Origin of the sequence: Rouxiella badensis, assembly GCF_002093665.1 — a bacterium.
GTDB lineage: Bacteria > Pseudomonadota > Gammaproteobacteria > Enterobacterales > Enterobacteriaceae > Rouxiella > Rouxiella badensis.
In genome coordinates, this window is the sequence record NZ_MRWE01000018.1 from 43,024 (window position 1) to 62,205 (window position 19,182).

Sequence of the window (19,182 nt, forward strand, 5' to 3'; positions counted from 1 at the left end):
CTTCTGCTTTGTGATTAGCAGTGATAATAATCTTTATACCAGCTGACAAAGTTCTTCACCCCTTCGTATACCGAAGTTTGCGGTTTGAAACCTGTAGCGTTATATAACGGCGTACTGTCAGAGCTGGTTTCATGCACGTCACCCGGCTGCATTGGCATCATGTTCTTCTTCGCTTCAACGCCCAGCGCGCTCTCGAGTGCCTCTATATAGGTCATCAGCTTAATCGGGTTGCTATTGCCAATATTATAGAGGATGTAAGGTGCAGAGCTCTTGGAGCCGTCACCCGTCTCGACCGTCCAGTCAGGCTGTGGCTGAGGAATAATATCCTGCAGGCGCATGATGGATTCTGTTACATCATCGATATAGGTAAAGTCGCGGCGCATTTCGCCGTGGTTATAAACATCGATGCTCTGGTCCGCAATAATAGCTTTGGTAAACTTGAACAACGCCATATCTGGACGCCCCCAAGGACCGTACACCGTGAAGAAGCGCATTCCGGTTGTCGGCAAACCATACAGGTGCGAATAAGTATGCGCCATCAACTCATTGGCCTTTTTCGTGGCCGCATAAAGCGAGATAGGATGGTCTACGTTATCTTCTGTATCAAACGGCTGCTTGCGGTTCATTCCATAAACAGAGCTTGAAGACGCATAAAGCAGATGTTTAACTTTATTATGGCGGCAGCCTTCAAGTACGTTGGCAAAACCCACGACATTAGCATCAACGTACGCCAGTGGATTTTCGATCGAATAGCGAACCCCCGCCTGCGCTGCTAAATGAATTACGCGGTCAAACTTATTCACGGCAAAAAGCTCGGCCATCCCTGCACGATCGGCAAGATCCAACTTGGCGAACTTGAAAGCGGGTTTGGCTTCAAGCTGGGCCAGACGCGCCAATTTCAAACTGACGTCATAGTAATCATTTAGATTATCAAGACCGGTTACCTGATGCCCTTCTTCCAACAACCGCAGGGTAACAAAATAACCGATGAAACCTGCTGCACCTGTTACTAAATAATTCATGCCTTCTCCTTACAATACCGGATTCACTGATGCACCGCGGCCAATCCCATAATAGGTAAAACCACGTTTTTCGAGTCGATCCGGATCAAACAAATTACGGCCATCAAAAATAACCGGGCTCTTTAAAGAGCTTTTCATCAAATCAAAATCGGGGGCGCGGAAATTCTGCCACTCTGTACAAATAACCAACGCATCGGCACCTTGTAATGCCGCTTCTTTGGTTCCCATCAGTTCTAAATCGCTGCGGTGACCATAAATACGTTGAGTTTCATTCATTGCCTCAGGATCGTAGGCTTTAATTTTTGCGCCCGCCGCCCAAAGTTGTTCCATTAGCACTCGGCTCGATGCTTCACGCATATCGTCGGTGTTCGGCTTAAATGACAGCCCCCAAAGTGCAAAGGTTTTTCCTGCTAGATTTTTACCGAAATGACGTTCAACAAACGTCGGCAGTTTATATTTCTGCTGAGCATTAACCTGTTCCACTGCCTGAAGCAGTTTTGGCTGATAGCCAATTTGTTCTGAGGTGCGGATCAATGCCTGCACATCTTTCGGGAAACAGGAGCCGCCATATCCACAGCCTGGATAAATAAAGTGATAGCCGATACGTGAATCGGAACCAATCCCCTGTCGGACTTTCTCGATATCTGCCCCCAATAACTCGGCAAGATTCGACATTTCATTCATGAAGCTGATTTTGGTGGCCAACATGCAGTTAGCCGCATATTTCGTCAACTCTGCGCTGCGAATGTCCATCACGATCATTCTGTCGTGATTGCGGTTAAAAGGCTCATACAGCTCGCGAATCGGCTCGATAGCGTCTGGATTATCAGTACCAATTACGATGCGCTCAGGTCGCATGCAGTCAGCCACCGCAGCCCCCTCTTTCAGAAACTCAGGATTCGAAATAACGTCAAATGAGAGCTTAATACCGCGCTGTTGAAGAGTCTGTCCCATAACCTGACGCACTTTGTCCGCCGTTCCAACCGGCACGGTAGACTTGTCGATAACAATCTTTGGCGAGGTCATATACTGGGCAATGGTGCGCGCCACGGCGGTTACGTATTTCAGGTCAGCCGATCCATCTTCTTCAGGCGGGGTGCCGACGGCAATAAACTGCACCTGAGCATGCGCAACCCCTTCTTCAGCATCAATGCTGAATTTGAGGCGGCCTGATTCGTAGTTTTGCTTAACCAATGGAGTCAAACCCGGTTCGAAAATCGGTATTTGTCCGTTCTTCAAGTTCTCAACCTTTTTGGCATCCACGTCAATGCACAGCACTTCGTGCCCAACTTCTGCCAACACCGCCGCCTGAACCAAGCCAACATAACCTATTCCAAATACGGTGACTTTCATGAGCAACTCCCCAATATTGAAAACTCGCAAGACGATTAAGTAATACGCAAGCGCGGGCTTTTTCCGGATCCTTTGGAATCGCTGCGACGAATATTGGGCGGCAGTATAACAGTTTCAAAGGGCTTCGCGACGTCCAACGTGCGTTGGACAAGGAACAAGACCCAAGATTACTCTTGGAAAATAATCCATAAAATCTGAGGGATAAAGCGGGTTAAGCGGAGTTCTACCCGTTAAAAATCGGCGCTTCGATGAGGGTTTATTCAGCAGAAAGCATTAATCTGAGGCGACCACCGGCCCCCCAAACCTGACATTGCCATGCTTCACAACGCTGACTTACCTGATTGGAGTAAGACGAACCGAGGGTGCCGAGGGGCACTCCGTTACTCAGCTGAATCTGATTTGTGCCGGTATTTATGTTGGCATGTAATCCTGCAGAAACCAGAATTAGATTTTTTTGTTCTGCGTTGTAATAACCCATCAACATCGGGAATTGCCCCTCTAAATGGGCCTGCTTAAACAAATGATTAACCTGTTTCAGCAGCGCAGACATTTGTGGCAGTCGCTGATTTTGATTACTGAGGTGCTCGCGCAGCAGTCCATTGAAGATCGCGCGCAATAATAAAGCGGCCAATACGCCGTTTTCACTGGCACGGGTCACATCGAGGCAATAAAAGCCCAGATCTTTCGCAGAAAGAGCCGCAATGTCCAGCACCAGACCGGCGTTTTGCGCCATAGTCAGTTGGCGGTAGTTAATGCGGCAGTGAGCGAGGGTTTGCTGAACAGGTGGTTGCAACTCTTGCAACAGTCTCGCAGCCTCATGCGGGTTGCGGCACAGCGCTTCCCAGTCTTGCATCAAATCGCTTTTTTCTAGCGCCTGAGAGGAAAACAGTTTGGGATAAAGGCTGGTTAATAGCGCCTCACGAAGGCGATTGAGGTCGTTAACAGGTTTGAGCAGCACGTCTTCTACGCCCAAACGGAGCATAGTCGCGACGTCGGTCATTTTATCCGTGGCGGAGATAACCAGAACGGGGATCTTGCTCCCCTGCAGGCGGAGGCTTTCAACAAACTCGATGCCGCCCATTTCAGGCATTGCCAAATCACAGAGGATTAAATCAGGGGGAAACTCCTCAACCAGAGACAAGGCTTCAAGCCCGTTTGCCGCTTCGGTAAAGGTTGCCCCCAACGAACTCACATAGCCTGCCAGTACCGATCTGAAAACGGCTTCGTCTTCGACGATCAGGATGTGCTTGCTTGTAAGTGGCTTGTCCATCAGGGTCTCCCAGAAATTCTTCCCCCTAATAGTGGCCTATAAAGCGTAATTTTGCCCGTCAGAATTATCAGATAACGCTGGAATGTTGCTAAACCGTTCAGAAATGATTGTTTTTAACCAATGGCAGCAGCTGGTCCATCTGCTTCTCAACCGCCAGTCGCCCCGCCTCAATAGCCTCTTCAGCACGGTGGAAATCAAGGGTAGAAATTTGTGGGCAAAACGGCTGAAGGACCACGTCCGGCGGATCACCCGCCATACGATAGCGCTTAAGACGATTTTCGAGCACCTGAATAGACGTCGACATGATTTCCATCGCGGTTGGGGTTTGGCTGTTCTGTCTGACCACTGGCCGGGCAAGCTTCTGACGAATTTTGTCGCGCCAGTTGAGCTCTTTGACGTCGTCAATGTTGTCGGGATTTGCCTGTACCGACAGCAGATCTTGCTGCATTAAATGTGCCTCATGCTGTAGATCAACGGCGATAACGATATCCGCCCCCATCGCGCGGGTCAGCGAAACCGGCACCGGATTGACCACCGCACCATCAACCAGCCAGTAGCCGTTAAACCACACCGGTGCCAGCAGGCCCGGCATACTGCAGGACGCACGCACTGCCTGATGCAGATCGCCTTTAGTGAGCCAAAGCTCTCTCCCCGTACTGAGGTTGGTGGCCACCGCACCAAATTTTCGATTACATTGCTCAAAGTCTTCGATGCGCAGCAGCTGAGAGACGGCGTTAAAAATCCTCTCGCCGCGCAGCAGACCGCCGCGTCGCCATGAGAAGTCCATCAGCCTTAATACGTCCCAATAGCTAAACGACCTTACCCAGCCTTCCATCGCCGGGAGACGCCCACTGACGTAGGCCGCACCGACCAATGATCCCACCGAGCATCCCGCCACGATATCGACTTCAATTCCCATCTCATGCAGCGCATTGATCACACCAATATGAGCCCAACCTTTTGCTGCCCCTGAGCCCAGAGCCAGACCAATTTTCAGCTGTCGTGCCATTATTTTTCCTATCTCTGCCTGATGACGGAGTATTTGCCGCCGCTTGTGCGTTGTCACTCGGTGACAATGTTAGGTAACATAACGCCCTTTAGCATTCAATAGCACGCACTGCGCGCTGCCAGTTACCGGAGTTAATGTGAACAGTTTATGCCCTTGCGGCAGCGAGTCCGAGTTTGAACAATGTTGCCAACCGGCAATCACCGGCGTGCGCCCTGCGGCGACCCCCGAAGCACTGATGCGTTCACGTTACAGCGCTTACGTGACCGAAAATGCAGACTACCTGATTGCAAGCTGGCACCCTGACTGCCGCGTTCCCGAACTGCGGGCTGCCCTGCTCGAAGGGTTTGGCTCTACCCACTGGTTGGGGCTGAACGTCGTTGCCACCGCAAAGGGTAAAAGCGCCGATGAAGGTTTCGTTGAGTTCGCTGCACGCTATCAGGAAGAGGGCAATCCAGATACCGTGCTAATCCACGAACGTTCACGCTTTCTTCGAGTAAATAAACACTGGTATTATGTCGATGGAATTAAGCCGCAGGTAGGGAGAAACGATCCTTGCACCTGCGGTTCTGGCAAAAAATATAAGAAGTGCTGCGCAAAATAACGCGGCATAATGCCCCAACGCGATAGACGCATAATTAACATATTCCCTCAATAATAATGAGGGGGACAGGATTTAGACTCTGATGTCACATCACAACGTTCAAACCAAAGTTTTACGCACTATTTGTCCTGATGCTAAAGGGCTGATCGCCAAGATCACCAATATTTGTTACAAGCACGAGCTGAATATCGTGCAGAACAATGAATATGTCGATCACCGCACCGGCCGCTTCTTCATGCGCACCGAGCTGGAAGGCATCTTTAACGACAACACCTTGTTAGCCGATCTCGACAGCGCGCTGCCGAAAGGTTCCATCCGTGAGCTACAAAGCACCGACCGTCGTCGTATCGTCATTTTGGTGACCAAAGAGGCGCATTGCCTGGGCGATCTGCTGATGAAATCCGTCTACGGCGGCCTGGACGTCGAGATTGCGGCCGTTATCGGTAACCACGACACCCTGCAAACGCTGGTTGAGCGCTTCGATATTCCTTTCCATCTGGTTAGCCACGAAGGTCTGACCCGCGAGCAGCACGACAGCGCGATGATGGCGCAGATTGACCAATACCAGCCTGACTATGTGGTACTGGCGAAATATATGCGCGTGTTAACGCCGGGCTTTGTACAGCACTATCCGAACCAGGTTATCAATATTCACCACTCTTTCCTGCCGGCGTTTATCGGCGCGCGCCCTTACCATCAGGCCTATGAGCGTGGCGTGAAGATCATCGGTGCAACGGCGCACTACGTTAATGACAATCTGGATGAAGGCCCAATCATCATGCAGGACGTTATTAATGTCGATCACACTTACACCGCTGACGATATGATGCGTGCCGGCCGCGACGTTGAAAAGAACGTGCTGAGTCGCGCAATTTATAAAGTTCTTCAGCAGCGCGTATTTGTTTACGGCAACCGTACGGTCATTCTTTAAGCCTGCCGCGGGCGTTTTTGGTTAGTAAAACGCCCGCACGTGCAAAAAATCGGCATTCGAACCTGTTTTAACTATTTTCTGCGTTTCAAGGCTTTACAGCTGCGTTTCATTTGATATGATGCGCCCCGCTTACCGCGACAAGCCACGCGGCAGGTACTGAAGTAAAGAGTAAAACAAGAAATCCACGAATTTCGTGGTGGGGTTCCCGAGCGGCCAAAGGGAGCAGACTGTAAATCTGCCGTCATCGACTTCGAAGGTTCGAATCCTTCCCCCACCACCATCGCGTTGCCCTCTACAGGTTGTAAAATTCCTTCAAAGTTTGTCTAAAACACTCGACAGCACATTACGACTTCCCTGTTCTGCAATACCTTAAGCCTGTTAGCTATTCTAGCGGCGATCCTGTTTCACAGAACCTCCGCCATGCCACTATTTTGCTTTATCGCTTTTGTTCATTGTCGCCTTTAACTTGCCGACGAGTTCACTGCGAAAATCGCCAAGGCGCGGTTTATCCCCTTCGAGCCACGGCAGCGGACGGCAAAGCTCCATCGTTTTGACGCCCAGACGCGCGGTCAGCAAGCCAGCGCCAATACCCTGTGCCGCACGCGCCGAAAGACGGGCCGCTAAGTCTTGCGAGATCCAGTCCATACCAATCTCCCTTACCAGCTCGGTGGCTCCCGCGAACGCAATATTGAGCAATACCAAACGGAACAGCCGGATCCGGCTGTAATAGCCCAGCTCTATGCCGTACAAACTGGCAATACGATTAACCAAACGCAGATTTCGCCAGGCGATAAACCCCATATCGACCAACGCTAACGGGCTAACGGCAATCATTAGCGCTGATTCTGCGGCTGACTGACTTATCTCGCGACGCGCCTGTCCGTCAAGCACCGGCTGAACCAGACGCGCATAAAGCTCAACGACTTCACGGTCACTGTGTGTTTCGTGCAGCGAAGCCTGCCAGCGCTGAAGCGCCGGATGACTTTGGTCCAACCCTGCCTGACGGGCAAGTTTTTCACAAAATGCGCGTCCCTGACCTAGCGCGTGGCTGTGCAACAGGTCGGTCGCGACGTCGCGCTCATCGGCTCGCTGGCGCAGACGATAAAGGCGTCGCCACTCGGTCAGTACCGACCCGACACCGGCCACAACAATCAATCCCCCAGCAGTACAGGCACCGAGCGCAATCCAGTCCTGTTGATTCCACGCCTGATGCACCCACTGAACGCCCTGTCCCACTAAGCTTGCAGCAAATACCACCACGCCGAGCCGAACCATTTTACTCCACAAACTGCGGCGCGGTTTCAACGCTCGGCTGACCACCGCCTCGGCCTGTCCTTCCTGCGCAAGCAACGGGTCAGTATCAGGCACGGCCAGGAAATTCTCGGCCTGCGCACCGTCGAAACTTTGTGCCGCCCGGAGCTTATGTTCTTCAGGAGGCTGAATGTTCTGTTCGAAATGAATACGCGGTTTCAGTGGCTCGTTCATCGCATTTTATCTCCCAGTAAAAACTCCATCACAGAATCCATTCTGATATGCGGCAACGGCACATCAATGTTCATCTGGCGTGGGCGGAAGTCGTCAAAGTGAAAACCCTGCTGCTCCCAGAAAGCGTTGCCCGGCAAACGTGAAGGCACCTCACCGGGATAAACCGTCAACGCCTGACCGTCTTCAAGACGGTGCCCTTTGACCGCCGGGATAGACTGGCCCTGATACTCTACCAGTCCGCTCTCGGTAGCCTGCACAGAAGCAAGCCCGGCGCAGTCCATGCTGATACCTTCGAAGGCGGCGTTTTGCCATGCTTCTTGCACCAACTGCTGCAACAGAGAAACCAGATTGGCGTGCTGATCGCCGGTGATATGATCGGCCTTGGTGGCGGCAAACATCAGTTTATCGATGCAGGGGGCAAACAGGCGGCGAAATAGCGTGCGTTTTCCATAGTGAAAACTTTGCATTAGCTGTGTCAGCGCGAGGCGCATGTCGTTAAACGCCTGGGGACCGCTATTTAGGGGTTGCAGGCAGTCAACCAGCACTATCTGCCGGTCAAAGCGGATAAAGTGTTCCTTATAGAAGCCTTTAACAATGTTCGAACAGTAGTAGTCGAAGCGCTGGCGCAGCATGCCCAGATTGCTGTGTTTATCGGCCTGCGCCAACTGGCTGTCGCTAAACTGATGCAGTTCAGGCCATGGGAAAAACTGTAGTGCCGGTGCACCGGCCAGATCGCCCGGTAACACAAAACGCCCAGGCTGAATAAAATGCAGACCTTCGTCTTTGCAGCGCAGCAGATAAGCCGTGTAGGCCTGTGCGATGGCCGCCAGCTGATTTTCATCGGCCGGCGCCAGTGGGTCGCACTGGCGGCACAGTGCAAGCCAGGGTGCCGCCCAATCGGCGCGCTGCCCCTGTAACAGGCCAGCCATCTGCCGTGACCAGCTCAAATAGTCCTGCTCGAGCATCGGTAAATCCAGCAGCCACTCGCCGGGATAATCGACTATCTCGAGATACAGCGTCGAGGTATCTTTAAAGTGGCGCAGGAGAGAGTCATTAGAGCGAAAACGCAGCGCAAGACGGATTTCACTCACGCCTCGCGTTGGGGTTGGCCATGCGGGCGGCGTGCCATAAAGCTGGGCAATGCCTTCGTCGTAGGTAAAACGTGACACGCCAAGGTCACGCTGGGGTACGCGTTTGACTCCCAGCAACCGCTCTTCGCGCACAGCAGAAAACAGCGGCAATCTTGAGCCGCTGTGAACGTGTAATAACTGATTGACCAATGAGGTAATGAAGGCCGTCTTACCGCTGCGGCTAAGGCCGGTAACGGCAAGCCGTAGGTGGCGGTCTACCCCACGGTTGACCATAGAAGTGAATTCATTTTGAAGTCTTTTCATTGCTCTCCCTGGCATAACGCCCGAATACGGCGGTTAACAACCTTCTGACTAAAGGCTCAAGAAACAGAGCCAGCACATAGCGCAGCGGACCTTTACCCAGCAGGCCGAGCACGCGGGCAGCAACGCCCGCCGGTGCGAAGGTCAAGACGACCATAATGATAAATTTAAAGGCCTTCTTCAACAGGCCACTGTTTGCTGATACCGCGGCGGCGGATGCATAACGCATAAACTGTCCTCCTGAAAAAGCGTCAAATCGAAAGTGAAAAAGTGATTGGCTTAGAGATCCTTGAAGCGGCTGCGTACCCCAAAGGTTTCAGAGGTGACATACCGCTCTACCTGCCTCAATCGTTGCTCACTGGCGTTAAGTTCGCGGTCGGCTTCGACCAGCAGGTCATGAGCCGTCACCGGCTGCTCGTCGCCGAAAATTTCCGACGGAACCGGCTCCAGGAGCCAAGCCAACAGGAAATAGGCCACGACGGTGAACATAAACAGGCCTAAGAACAGCGACAGCACCACAATCAGACGCAGCAGTTTGACCGGTACGCCGAGATAGTGCGAGAGCCCGGCGCAGACGCCTTTAAAGACGCCCTCTTCCGGCACACGGTATAGCTTCCTTTGTGACAGCGTGGTTGACATTAAGATTGCCTCCAACCCGGATGCTCGGCATCAAGGATTTCTTCCAGCGCCTGGATCCTTTCGCGCATGCGGCGTGCTTCGCCGGCAAGTTGCTGTAAATTTTGGTACTCGTTCTGGCTTAACTGACCGCCGTTCTGTGACCGGTTGCTGTAGTGTAGCCACAGCCAAATCGGCGCGACAAATAACACAAATATTGTCAGTGGAATGGCTAAAAATAGGACGCTCATGTCTACTCCTTTAGGTCCTCTAGGACTTTTTGTTTTGAATGCAGCTCGTTTTTAAGAAAGCGCATTCGCCAACGCGCAATGAACCGCGAACGTTAGGCGTCTTTGTTGGCCTGCATTTTAGCCTTCAGCGCCTCAATCTGAGCGCTGATTTCGTCATCGGCCTTCAGCTCGGCAAACTGCTGGTCGAGACTTTTCTTTTTGCCAATACTCATCGACTCCGCTTCGGCTTCCATGCTGTCGATACGGCGCTCGAAGTGTTCAAAACGCGCCATCGCTTCATCAATCTTGCCGCTGTCCAACTGGCGACGAACGTCGCGCGAGGAAGAGGCCGCCTGATGACGCAAAGTCAGTGCCTGCTGGCGCGCACGCGTTTCAGTCAGCTTGCTTTCCAACTCGCCAATTTCAGACTTCATGCGGTCCAGCGTTTCTTCAACCGTGATGACTTCATGTTTAAGCGTAGCCACCAGCTCGACGAGTTTTTGTTTCTCAATCAGAGCCGCACGCGCCAAATCGTCTTTCTCTTTACGCAGCGCCAGTTCGGCTTTGTCTTGCCACTCTTTCTGTTGCGCTTCGCCCTGTTCGATGCGGCGGTTCAGCTGTTTCTTCTCGGCCAGCGCACGAGCAGACGTTGAGCGCACCTCCACCAGCGTATCTTCCATTTCCTGAATCATCAGGCGCACCAACTTCTGGGGATCTTCTGCTTTATCAAGCAGGTTATTAATGTTGGCGTTTACGATGTCAGCAAAGCGAGAAAAAATACCCATAATCAACGTTCCTCTTTGACTTTTCATTTAACGGCCAGCTGGCCGACAGTATCGAGACAATCGCCGAGTCGGCGGCCATTGCTGTTAATCCTGCATCAGGTATTACAAGACGCGTGCCAACTTTTTAAATTTATTATCCGACTGAATAAAAACAGTTTTTTTATTTCAGCTTCTGCTAGGCTTACGTCAATGATGATTAAATTAACTAAAGGTTGGTAAATTTCACCATGACAGCGACTATTGATAATCTGCTCGGCGAAGCCAACTCCTTTATTGAAGTTCTGGAACAGGTCTCACAGCTTGCAGCCTTAAACAAGCCCGTGTTGGTGACCGGTGAACGCGGAACGGGTAAGGAACTGATAGCTCACCGTTTACACTATTTGTCCGGCCGCTGGCAGGGGCCTTTTATTTCACTAAACTGCGCCGCGCTGAATGAGAACCTGCTCGACTCTGAGCTGTTCGGACACGAAGCGGGCGCGTTTACCGGCGCACAGAAGCGTCATCTTGGGCGCTTCGAACGCGCCGACGGCGGCACGCTGTTCCTCGACGAATTAGCGACCGCGCCGATGCTGGTGCAGGAAAAACTGCTGCGGGTGATCGAATACGGCCACCTTGAACGCGTAGGAGGAAGCCAGCCGCTCCAGGTCGATGTGCGTCTGGTGTGCGCAACCAACGATGACCTCCCCGCCCTTGCCGCCGCCGGAAAGTTTCGCGCCGACCTGCTCGACAGGCTGGCCTTCGACGTTATTCAACTGCCGCCGCTGCGCGAGCGTCAGCAAGACATCATGCTGCTGGCAGAACATTTCGCCATTCAGATGTGCCGCGAACTTTCGCTGCCGCTGTTCCCTGGGTTTACCGAAGAAGCCAAAGATACGCTGCTCGATTACCGCTGGCCGGGCAACGTGCGGGAGCTTAAAAACGTGGTTGAACGCTCGATGTATCGCCATGGCAACAGTGATACGCCGCTGGACAACATCGTTATCAATCCTTTTAGCCAACAAAAAGAAAAGCAGGCTCCACGTGCGCAGGACGAGGACGCCCCTTTCGCCCTGCCTACGCTGCCGGTAGACAGTAAAAGCTGGCTAAATACGGTGGAGGCGAACTTGATTGAGCAGGCGCTTCGACAGGCAAAATTCAACCAGCGGCGTGCAGCGGATTTGCTAGGCCTGACCTATCACCAGCTCAGAGGAATGTTGAAAAAACACGGGATGCAGGTCAATGCACAGGAAGAAAACTGAGGTAAAGCATTAAATTGCAGGCAAAAAAAAGCCAGCACCCGAGCTGGCTAAGTCATACTGGAAGCAATGTGAGCAATGTCGTATCAACTGAATAACGTCCCGGGCGGGTCGTGTCCCAGTCGATGAGAAGATGATAATAGTTATCAGTACACTCTGTAAAGGGGTTTGTTGAGAATTTTTCTCATTACCATACAGAATCTGCGGCTACTCTTGGTGCGAATGTTTGCGCAATGATTGGGGTGTCTGGCAGAGTGCGGTACACTTAGCAGATTGCTTACTTACATTTGAAGCCCTTATGCGTCGTTTAACCCTTTGGATGCAGTCCCTTGCCGGTTTGTCTTCGGCATGTTTTGCTGCCGTTACGCTGGCGGCAGCAACGCCTGCTGCCAATCATGATAGCGTAAAAACGCATCCAGCCCCGTCGTCGATGGCGACCCACGATGTCCGTCAAAGCGGATTCGTCTACTGTGTCAACGGCATGGTGAACACCTTTAATCCGCAGAAAGCCAGCAGCGGGGTCATTATCGACACCCTGGCCGCGCAGCTCTATGACCGTCTGCTGGACGTCGACCCGTACACCTATCGCCTGATCCCACAGCTTGCGCAAAGCTGGGAAGTGCTTGATAACGGCGCGACCTACCGTTTCCATTTGCGTAAAGACGTGCCTTTCCAAACCACGCCCTGGTTTACCCCGACGCGCATGATGAACGCCGATGACGTGGTGTTCAGCATTGAGCGGGTGATTGACGACAATAATCACTACCACAACGTTAACGGCAGCGATTACCCCTATTTTGACAGTTTGCAGTTTGCCAAGACGGTCAAGAGCGTGCGTAAAATCGACGACTATACCGTTGAATTTAAATTGAATAACCCGGATGCCTCCTTCCTGTGGCATCTCGCCACGCACTATGCGCCAGTGCTGTCGGCTGAATACGCCGACAAACTGCAAAAAAGTGGCAATGAAGAGCAAATCGATCGCCAGCCGGTCGGTACCGGCCCCTTCCAGCTTTCCGGCTTCCGCGCGGGCCAGTACGTGCGCCTCGCCCGTAACGGCAAATACTGGAAGGGCGTGCCGCGTATGCAGCAGGTGGTTATCGATATGGGCGTCGGCGGCACGGGACGTTTGTCCAAGCTGCTCACCGGCGAATGCGACGTGTTGGCCTATCCGGCCGCCAGTCAGCTGTCTATTCTGCGCGATGACCCGCGCCTGCGCCTGACGCTGCGCCCCGGCATGAATGTGGCTTATCTGGCGTTTAACACCGGTAAGCCGCCGCTGGACGATGCGCGCGTACGCGAAGCTATCGCGCTGGCTATCAACAATCAGCGCCTGATGCAGTCGATTTATTACGGCACCGCAGAGACCGCAGCGTCGGTGTTACCGCGCGCCTCCTGGGCCTACGACAGCAACGCCAAAGTCACTGAATATAATCCGGCCAAGGCGCGACAAATCCTCGACAGCCTCGGCAAAAAAGATCTCGTGTTGCATCTGTGGGTGCCGATTATTTCGCAGTCCTATAATCCTAGCCCGCTCAAAACCGCCGAGCTTATCCAGGCCGACCTGGCGCAGGTGGGCATTAAAGTGATTATCGTGCCGGTCGAGGGGCGTTTTCAGGAAGCGCGGCTGATGGAGATGAATCATGACCTGACGCTGTCCGGCTGGTCCACCGACAGTAATGACCCCGACAGCTTCTTCCGTCCTGTGCTGAGCTGCGCGGCAATTCGCTCGCAGACCAACTATGCTCACTGGTGCAGCCCCGAATTTGACGCGCTGCTTCATCAGGCATTGCTCTCGCAGCAGCTGTCCCAGCGCATCGACTATTATCAGCAGGCGCAGGCCATTCTTGAGAAACAGCTGCCGGTGTTGCCGCTGGCTTCCTCACTGCGTTTGCAGGCCTATCGTTATGATATTAAAGGGTTGGTGCTCAGTCCGTTTGGCAACTCCTCCTTCGCTGGCGTTTATCGAGATTCGAACGGTATCAACAATGATGCCAGCGACGAAGGTCCTGTAGTGGTGGAGAAGAAACCGTGATTATCTTTATTTTACGCCGCATGCTGCTGCTGGTGATTACGCTGTTTCTGCTCAGCCTGGTGGCGTTTAGCCTGAGCTATTTCACGCCCCATGCCCCTTTACAGGGCGCTTCACTGTGGGATGCCTACCGTTTCTTCTTTATTGGCATTTGCCAATTTGATTTTGGCGTGTCGAGCATCAACGGTGAGCCGATTGGCGAGCAGTTACTTAGCGTGTTCCCGGCCACCATGGAACTGTGCGTCCTGGCGTTTTTCCTCGCCCTGCTGGTAGGCATTCCTCTCGGCATTACTGCGGGTGTCATGCGAGGAAAATGGCCGGACGTGGCTATCAGCACTCTCGCCCTGCTCGGCTTCTCGATTCCTATCTTCTGGCTCGCGCTGCTGTTGATGCTGTTCTTTTCGCTCCAGCTCGGCTGGCTGCCGGTTTCAGGCCGTATCGACCTGCTGTATCAGCTCAAAACGGTCACCGGCTTTGCGCTGATTGACGCCTGGCTGTCTCACTCGCCCTACCGCCATGAGATGATTGTCAGTGCGATTAAGCACATGATCCTGCCCATTGCTGCACTGGCGGTCGCGCCGACCACGGAGGTTATTCGCCTGATGCGCATCAGCACCGACGACGTGCTGTCGAAAAACTACATTAAGGCGGCGGCAACGCGTGGCCTGTCTCGCTTTACCATTATTCGCCGCCACGTGCTGCACAACGCACTGCCGCCAATTATCCCGCAGCTCGGCCTGCAATTCTCGACCATGCTGACGCTGGCGATGATAACCGAGGTGGTCTTTAACTGGCCGGGACTGGGCCGCTGGCTGGTTAACGCGATTCGCCAGCAGGACTACGCGGCGATTTCAGCCGGTGTCATGGTGGCGGGAACCTTGGTCATTCTGGTCAACGTACTTTCCGACATTCTAGGCGCGATGCTGAACCCATTGAAACATAAGGAATGGTATGCCTTTAGATAACGTATACCGTGAAAAACAGGCGCCCAGCACCCTGCGCTACACCTGGCGTATTTTTTATCGTGACAGCCTGTCGATGATTGGCTTTTACGGCGTGATTGGGCTGCTATTCCTGTGTATTTTTGGCAGCCTGCTCGCACCTTACCAGCTCGATCAGCAGTTTCTGGGGTATCAACTGCTGCCGCCTTCGTGGTCACGCTATGGTGATGTTTCGTTCTTTCTCGGGACCGACGATTTAGGGCGAGACCTGCTGAGCCGCATTCTGAGCGGTGCAGCGCCAACGATTGGCGGTGCCTTCCTGGTCACGCTGGCCGCGTCCGTGTGTGCCATCATCATTGGCGTATTGGCGGGGATTACCCGCGGTATCCGCTCGGCGGTGCTGAACCACATTCTCGATACGCTGCTGTCTATCCCTTCTCTGCTGCTGGCCATTGTGGTGGTTGCGTTTATCGGGCCTAAGCTCGAACACGCCTATCTTGCCGTCTGGCTCGCGCTGCTGCCGCGCATGGCGCGCACGCTTTACGTTGCCGTGCATGACGAGATGGAGAAAGAGTATGTGGTCGCGGTGCGTCTCGACGGCGCAACCACGCTGCAAATTCTGCGCTATGCGGTACTGCCAAACATCGTAGCCGTGCTGGTGACCGAGTTCACCCGTTCCGTGTCGATGGCGATTATGGACATTGCCGCGCTCGGCTTCCTCGACCTCGGCGCACAGCTTCCGTCTCCGGAATGGGGTGCCATGCTGGGGGACTCGCTGGAGCTGGTTTACGTCGCGCCCTGGACCGTGATGCTGCCCGGTGCGGCAATCCTGATTAGCGTGTTATTAATCAATCTGTTGGGCGATGGCGTGCGTCGCGCGATTATTGCAGGGGTGAAATAATGCCGTTACTGGATATTCGCAATCTGACTATCGAATTCATGACCTCGGACGGCCCGGTGAAGGCCGTCGATCGCGTCAGCATCACGCTGACCGCGGGAGAGGTTCGCGGACTGGTTGGGGAATCTGGCTCAGGCAAGAGCCTGATTGCCAAGGCAATTTGTGGCGTAACCAAAGACAACTGGCGCGTTACCGCCGACCGTATGCGCTTCGACGACATCGACCTGCTCCAGCTCAGCCCGCGTGAACGCCGCAAGCTGATTGGTCATAACATCTCGATGATTTTCCAGGAGCCACAGTCGTGCCTTGACCCTTCCGAGAGTATCGGTCGTCAGTTGATTCAGGCTATTCCGGGCTGGACCTATAAAGGTCTTTGGTATCAGCGTTTTATGTGGCGTAAACGTCGCGCTATCGAACTGCTGCACCGCGTGGGGATCAAGGACCATAAAGACATCATGGCCAGCTTCCCCTACGAGCTCACCGAGGGTGAATGCCAGAAGGTGATGATTGCTATCGCGCTTGCCAACCAGCCGCGACTGCTGATTGCCGATGAGCCAACCAACGCGATGGAGCCGACCACGCAGGCACAGATTTTCCGTCTACTGGCGCGACTCAACCAGAACAACAACACCACCATTCTGCTGATCAGCCATGACTTGCAGATGATGAGCAAGTGGGCCAACCGGGTTAACGTGCTTTACTGCGGGCAAACGGTGGAAAGCGCGATGTGCGAGGACTTGCTCGCGGCGCCGCATCACCCTTATACCCAGGCGCTTATCCGCGCGATGCCGGACTTTGGCCACTCTCTGCCGCACAAGAGCCGCCTTAACACGCTGCCCGGCGCTATTCCCTCGCTTGAGCATCTTCCCATCGGTTGCCGCCTAGGGCCACGCTGCCCTTACGCACAGAAGAAATGCATTGAGACGCCGCGCCTGCGCCTGGCCAAGACTCACGCCTATGCCTGCCACTTCCCGCTCAATATGGAGGAGCAATAATGGCTGAGACACTGCTCGAGGTCAGAAACCTGTGCAAAACTTTCCGCTATCGTACGGGACTGTTTCGCAAGATGAATTTGCAGGCGGTCAAGCCGGTAAACTTCACGCTGCGTGCAAAACAAACGCTGGCGATCATCGGTGAAAACGGCTCCGGTAAATCCACGCTGGCAAAAATGCTGGCGGGAATGATTGAGCCGACCGACGGTGAGATCCTGGTTGAAGACAAGAGCCTGAAGTTTGGTGATTATCGCCAGCGCAGTCAGACTATCCGCATGATTTTTCAGGATCCGACGACGTCGTTGAACCCACGTCAGCGGATCGGACAAATTCTTGAAGCGCCGCTGCGCCTGACGAGCAGTATGGAAGCGCACGATCGTGAAGTGCGCATTAACCAAACGCTGCGTCAGGTCGGTTTGCTGCCGGACCACGCCAATTATTATCCGCATATGCTGGCCTCCGGGCAGGTGCAGCGCGTGGCGTTGGCGCGTGCACTGATTCTGCAACCCAAGGTCATCGTTGCCGACGAAGCGCTGGCGTCGCTGGACATGTCGATGCGTTCGCAAATCATCAACATGATGCTGGAATTGCAGGAAAAGCACGAAATTTCATACATTTATGTCACACAACATCTTGGCATGATGAAACATATTAGCGATCAGGTGCTGGTGATGCACAATGGCGAAGTGGTGGAACGGGGGATTACTGAGGAAGTATTGGCCTCGCCGCAGCATGACCTCACCCGCAGACTGGTGGCCAGCCACTTTGGTGAGTCGCTCAACGCGGATGCATCGCGTCGGGACGGTAAAGCGTAGTTGAAACAAAGGCGAGCTAGAACCGACGAGGCATAGTCGGTTTTATCTGCCTTTTTTTATTTTACTATTCCTTTTAGCTATGATTTATCACTTAACAGTATTTTATATGGCGTGAACGATCGGCAAGGATAGAGTCTGAAATTGCCCTCGCAAAGGACTCGATCATGGAACAACAGCGCCGGGCCGCTATCGATGGTTGGTATCACGAAACCCAATCCAGCCAGCAGCGGCATACACCATTGGATCCCTGTCAAACTGAACCTGACAGCATTCTCTTAGGTCTTGAACAAAAGATAGAGCCCTCACTGCGCCGCTTGCTGACTCAGCGCAACGGTTTATTGTTTGCGGCTCAAACCTGTTACAACAAGCTGTTTCCTAAAAGTGTCTCACTCTCACGCTTTCAGACGCTCTCACTGTACGACAGACTCAGCAGCGCATTGACCGTGGCGCAGGTTACCGGCATTCAGCCGCTCTGTAGCCATTATGCCGCACGCCTTGCCCCGCTCAACTGTCCCGACGCCTCTCGTGAAAGCAACATTCGTCAGACTCATCTCGCCCAATACGCCAGACTGCTCGCCACTCAACCGACGCTGATTAATTCTGCGATGCTTAAGCAGCTCGCCGACGTGGGTCTGAGTCCGCAGGATATTGTGCTGTTCTCACAGCTGATTGGCTTCGTGAGTTTTCAGGCTCGACTGCTGGCGGTGGTTAATGCGCTGGCAGGCCGTCCGGCAACGGTATTGCCTGGTTTCCCACGGCCAGAAGATAACGACCAGCGCGGGTTCTCCCTGCAGCTGCGCAGCTGGCACGCATTTTTGCCGGAGGTCGATCTGCATAAAGCCAGCAAAGAACAGCTGGATGTGCTCGACTTCTGCGCCCCCGACGCACGTGAATCCTCGTTTTATCGCCTGCTGTTGCAGGATTCCGCCACCCTTGACGCGCTGTCTGCGGTGACAACGCACATTATGCAGCAGCATGGCGATGAAAAATCGGCGCTTAAAGAGTGGGCTGCCGCTGCCACTTCGCGCATTAACGGCTGCCTGTTCTGTGCCGGTATCCACGGCCGCTATTATCTCGACTGCGGCGGAGAGACCGCGCATATCGACAGCCTGTTCCAGGACAATGAGGTGAAAAATGTGGCTCAGTCGTCGATTGACCCGCTGGTTAAATCCGTTAAAACCTTAACCCAGGCACCGGAAAAATTTGATGCCTCAGCCATCCAGCCACTGGTCAATGCGGGGTATAGCTACCCGCAAATTTTAGACGTTTTATTGAGCAGCGCGCTGTTTAACTGGTTGAATAGACTCATCCAGACGCTGGGCGAATCTCGTCCAGCCTAAGCCAACTGTTATCGTGGTTATTGCAGGGGATCTCTCTCTGCAATGACCGTTTTCTAGTCATCCCTCTCGCTCCCTACCTCCTCAACTGATACTTGGCTTAATTCCTATCTAAAATTTAGTGTTAAAAAGTGACGAATATCACATTACAATCGTCACCCAAAAAACGCTTGCAAAATCACAGAGTTTACTTATTTATAAAATCCTGCAAAATATTCTAAAAACAGAGTTTACTCTCAG

General features: G+C 53.3%; 19 protein-coding genes and 1 tRNA gene. 10 read left to right on the forward strand and 10 right to left on the reverse strand.

Going from position 1 to position 19,182, the window contains the following annotated elements; genetic code table 11:
- Positions 1 to 14 precede the first annotated feature (14 nt).
- The 4 genes from BS640_RS12160 to rssA all read right to left on the reverse strand — a co-directional run bounded on the left by BS640_RS12160 (position 15) and on the right by rssA (position 4,654).
- Positions 15 to 1,022: an NAD-dependent epimerase gene (locus tag BS640_RS12160; protein ID WP_017493052.1), complete on the reverse strand. Its 1,008-nt coding sequence runs from the start codon at positions 1,020 to 1,022 to the stop codon at positions 15 to 17.
- Between the two features lie 9 nt (positions 1,023 to 1,031).
- Positions 1,032 to 2,375 (reverse strand): UDP-glucose dehydrogenase family protein, encoded by a 1,344-nt coding sequence (locus tag BS640_RS12165; RefSeq protein ID WP_084912649.1) that lies wholly within the window; start codon positions 2,373 to 2,375, stop codon positions 1,032 to 1,034.
- Positions 2,376 to 2,631: 256 nt separating this feature from the next.
- Complete coding sequence (rssB, locus tag BS640_RS12170; RefSeq protein ID WP_017493050.1) at positions 2,632 to 3,645, reverse strand: two-component system response regulator RssB; 1,014 nt, start codon at positions 3,643 to 3,645, stop codon at positions 2,632 to 2,634.
- Between the two features lie 97 nt (positions 3,646 to 3,742).
- Complete coding sequence (rssA, locus tag BS640_RS12175) at positions 3,743 to 4,654, reverse strand: patatin-like phospholipase RssA (protein ID WP_017493049.1); 912 nt, start codon at positions 4,652 to 4,654, stop codon at positions 3,743 to 3,745.
- 136 nt (positions 4,655 to 4,790) lie between these two features.
- On the opposite strand from rssA, the gene BS640_RS12180 reads away from it, so the two are divergent.
- From BS640_RS12180 to BS640_RS12190, 3 genes are all read left to right on the forward strand, one after another.
- Positions 4,791 to 5,255: a YchJ family protein gene (locus tag BS640_RS12180; RefSeq protein ID WP_017493048.1), complete on the forward strand. Its 465-nt coding sequence runs from the start codon at positions 4,791 to 4,793 to the stop codon at positions 5,253 to 5,255.
- 82 nt (positions 5,256 to 5,337) lie between these two features.
- Positions 5,338 to 6,186, forward strand: coding sequence for a formyltetrahydrofolate deformylase (gene purU / locus BS640_RS12185; protein ID WP_017493047.1), 849 nt, complete (start codon positions 5,338 to 5,340; stop codon positions 6,184 to 6,186).
- A gap of 195 nt (positions 6,187 to 6,381) precedes the next feature.
- Positions 6,382 to 6,466, forward strand: a tRNA-Tyr gene (locus BS640_RS12190).
- Between the two features lie 146 nt (positions 6,467 to 6,612).
- On the opposite strand, the gene BS640_RS12195 is transcribed toward BS640_RS12190, so the two are convergent.
- The 6 genes from BS640_RS12195 to pspA all read right to left on the reverse strand — a co-directional run bounded on the left by BS640_RS12195 (position 6,613) and on the right by pspA (position 10,692).
- The gene (locus tag BS640_RS12195) at positions 6,613 to 7,671 is read right to left on the reverse strand and encodes a YcjF family protein (protein ID WP_084912650.1); all 1,059 of its coding nucleotides are present in this window, start codon (positions 7,669 to 7,671) and stop codon (positions 6,613 to 6,615) included.
- Complete coding sequence (locus BS640_RS12200; RefSeq protein WP_084912651.1) at positions 7,668 to 9,065, reverse strand: YcjX family GTP-binding protein; 1,398 nt, start codon at positions 9,063 to 9,065, stop codon at positions 7,668 to 7,670. The genes BS640_RS12195 and BS640_RS12200 overlap by 4 nt, the downstream gene beginning before the upstream one ends.
- Positions 9,046 to 9,291: a phage shock protein PspD gene (locus tag BS640_RS12205; RefSeq protein WP_017493044.1), complete on the reverse strand. Its 246-nt coding sequence runs from the start codon at positions 9,289 to 9,291 to the stop codon at positions 9,046 to 9,048. The genes BS640_RS12200 and BS640_RS12205 overlap by 20 nt, the downstream gene beginning before the upstream one ends.
- A 50-nt stretch (positions 9,292 to 9,341) precedes the next feature.
- Entirely contained in the window at positions 9,342 to 9,701 is a 360-nt protein-coding gene (gene pspC / locus BS640_RS12210) for an envelope stress response membrane protein PspC (RefSeq protein ID WP_017493043.1), read from the reverse strand.
- A complete protein-coding gene (pspB, locus tag BS640_RS12215) occupies positions 9,701 to 9,928 on the reverse strand; it encodes an envelope stress response membrane protein PspB (protein ID WP_017493042.1) in 228 nt (75 codons plus the stop codon). The genes pspC and pspB overlap by 1 nt, the downstream gene beginning before the upstream one ends.
- Before the next feature lie 92 nt (positions 9,929 to 10,020).
- Positions 10,021 to 10,692, reverse strand: a complete 672-nt coding sequence (pspA, locus tag BS640_RS12220; protein WP_017493041.1) for a phage shock protein PspA — start codon at positions 10,690 to 10,692, stop codon at positions 10,021 to 10,023.
- Positions 10,693 to 10,919: 227 nt separating this feature from the next.
- Here pspA and pspF point away from each other — a divergent pair, with 227 nt between their 5' ends.
- The 7 genes from pspF to BS640_RS12255 all read left to right on the forward strand — a co-directional run bounded on the left by pspF (position 10,920) and on the right by BS640_RS12255 (position 18,945).
- Complete coding sequence (gene pspF / locus BS640_RS12225) at positions 10,920 to 11,930, forward strand: phage shock protein operon transcriptional activator (protein WP_017493040.1); 1,011 nt, start codon at positions 10,920 to 10,922, stop codon at positions 11,928 to 11,930.
- 295 nt (positions 11,931 to 12,225) lie between these two features.
- A complete protein-coding gene (gene sapA / locus BS640_RS12230; RefSeq protein ID WP_084912652.1) occupies positions 12,226 to 13,962 on the forward strand; it encodes an ABC transporter substrate-binding protein SapA in 1,737 nt (578 codons plus the stop codon).
- Positions 13,959 to 14,924: a putrescine export ABC transporter permease SapB gene (gene sapB, locus BS640_RS12235; protein WP_084912653.1), complete on the forward strand. Its 966-nt coding sequence runs from the start codon at positions 13,959 to 13,961 to the stop codon at positions 14,922 to 14,924. The genes sapA and sapB overlap by 4 nt, the downstream gene beginning before the upstream one ends.
- Positions 14,911 to 15,801 (forward strand): putrescine export ABC transporter permease SapC, encoded by an 891-nt coding sequence (gene sapC, locus BS640_RS12240; protein ID WP_017492955.1) that lies wholly within the window; start codon positions 14,911 to 14,913, stop codon positions 15,799 to 15,801. Before sapB ends, sapC begins: the two co-directional genes overlap by 14 nt.
- Positions 15,801 to 16,793, forward strand: coding sequence for a putrescine export ABC transporter ATP-binding protein SapD (sapD, locus tag BS640_RS12245; protein ID WP_017492954.1), 993 nt, complete (start codon positions 15,801 to 15,803; stop codon positions 16,791 to 16,793). Before sapC ends, sapD begins: the two co-directional genes overlap by 1 nt.
- A complete protein-coding gene (sapF, locus tag BS640_RS12250) occupies positions 16,793 to 17,605 on the forward strand; it encodes a putrescine export ABC transporter ATP-binding protein SapF (protein ID WP_017492953.1) in 813 nt (270 codons plus the stop codon). Before sapD ends, sapF begins: the two co-directional genes overlap by 1 nt.
- A gap of 164 nt (positions 17,606 to 17,769) precedes the next feature.
- On the forward strand, positions 17,770 to 18,945 hold the full coding sequence (locus BS640_RS12255) for a CMD domain-containing protein (protein ID WP_084912654.1): 1,176 nt from the start codon (positions 17,770 to 17,772) through the stop codon (positions 18,943 to 18,945).
- Positions 18,946 to 19,182: the final 237 nt, after the last annotated feature.

What these genes read in the sequence shown, in the direction of transcription:
- BS640_RS12165 (WP_084912649.1), bottom strand. Translation starts at nt 2,375, where the DNA reads ATGAAAGTCACCGTATTTGGAATAGGTTATGTTGGCTTGGTTCAGGCG.
- BS640_RS12160 (WP_017493052.1), bottom strand. Translation starts at nt 1,022, where the DNA reads ATGAATTATTTAGTAACAGGTGCAGCAGGTTTCATCGGTTATTTTGTT.
- pspB (WP_017493042.1), bottom strand. Translation starts at nt 9,928, where the DNA reads ATGAGCGTCCTATTTTTAGCCATTCCACTGACAATATTTGTGTTATTT.
- sapD (WP_017492954.1), top strand. Translation starts at nt 15,801, where the DNA reads ATGCCGTTACTGGATATTCGCAATCTGACTATCGAATTCATGACCTCG.
- rssB (WP_017493050.1), bottom strand. Translation starts at nt 3,645, where the DNA reads ATGGACAAGCCACTTACAAGCAAGCACATCCTGATCGTCGAAGACGAA.
- BS640_RS12195 (WP_084912650.1), bottom strand. Translation starts at nt 7,671, where the DNA reads ATGAACGAGCCACTGAAACCGCGTATTCATTTCGAACAGAACATTCAG.
- pspC (WP_017493043.1), bottom strand. Translation starts at nt 9,701, where the DNA reads ATGTCAACCACGCTGTCACAAAGGAAGCTATACCGTGTGCCGGAAGAG.
- sapA (WP_084912652.1), top strand. Translation starts at nt 12,226, where the DNA reads ATGCGTCGTTTAACCCTTTGGATGCAGTCCCTTGCCGGTTTGTCTTCG.
- pspA (WP_017493041.1), bottom strand. Translation starts at nt 10,692, where the DNA reads ATGGGTATTTTTTCTCGCTTTGCTGACATCGTAAACGCCAACATTAAT.
- purU (WP_017493047.1), top strand. Translation starts at nt 5,338, where the DNA reads ATGTCACATCACAACGTTCAAACCAAAGTTTTACGCACTATTTGTCCT.
- pspF (WP_017493040.1), top strand. Translation starts at nt 10,920, where the DNA reads ATGACAGCGACTATTGATAATCTGCTCGGCGAAGCCAACTCCTTTATT.
- sapF (WP_017492953.1), top strand. Translation starts at nt 16,793, where the DNA reads ATGGCTGAGACACTGCTCGAGGTCAGAAACCTGTGCAAAACTTTCCGC.
- BS640_RS12200 (WP_084912651.1), bottom strand. Translation starts at nt 9,065, where the DNA reads ATGAAAAGACTTCAAAATGAATTCACTTCTATGGTCAACCGTGGGGTA.
- BS640_RS12205 (WP_017493044.1), bottom strand. Translation starts at nt 9,291, where the DNA reads ATGCGTTATGCATCCGCCGCCGCGGTATCAGCAAACAGTGGCCTGTTG.
- sapC (WP_017492955.1), top strand. Translation starts at nt 14,911, where the DNA reads ATGCCTTTAGATAACGTATACCGTGAAAAACAGGCGCCCAGCACCCTG.
- rssA (WP_017493049.1), bottom strand. Translation starts at nt 4,654, where the DNA reads ATGGCACGACAGCTGAAAATTGGTCTGGCTCTGGGCTCAGGGGCAGCA.
- BS640_RS12255 (WP_084912654.1), top strand. Translation starts at nt 17,770, where the DNA reads ATGGAACAACAGCGCCGGGCCGCTATCGATGGTTGGTATCACGAAACC.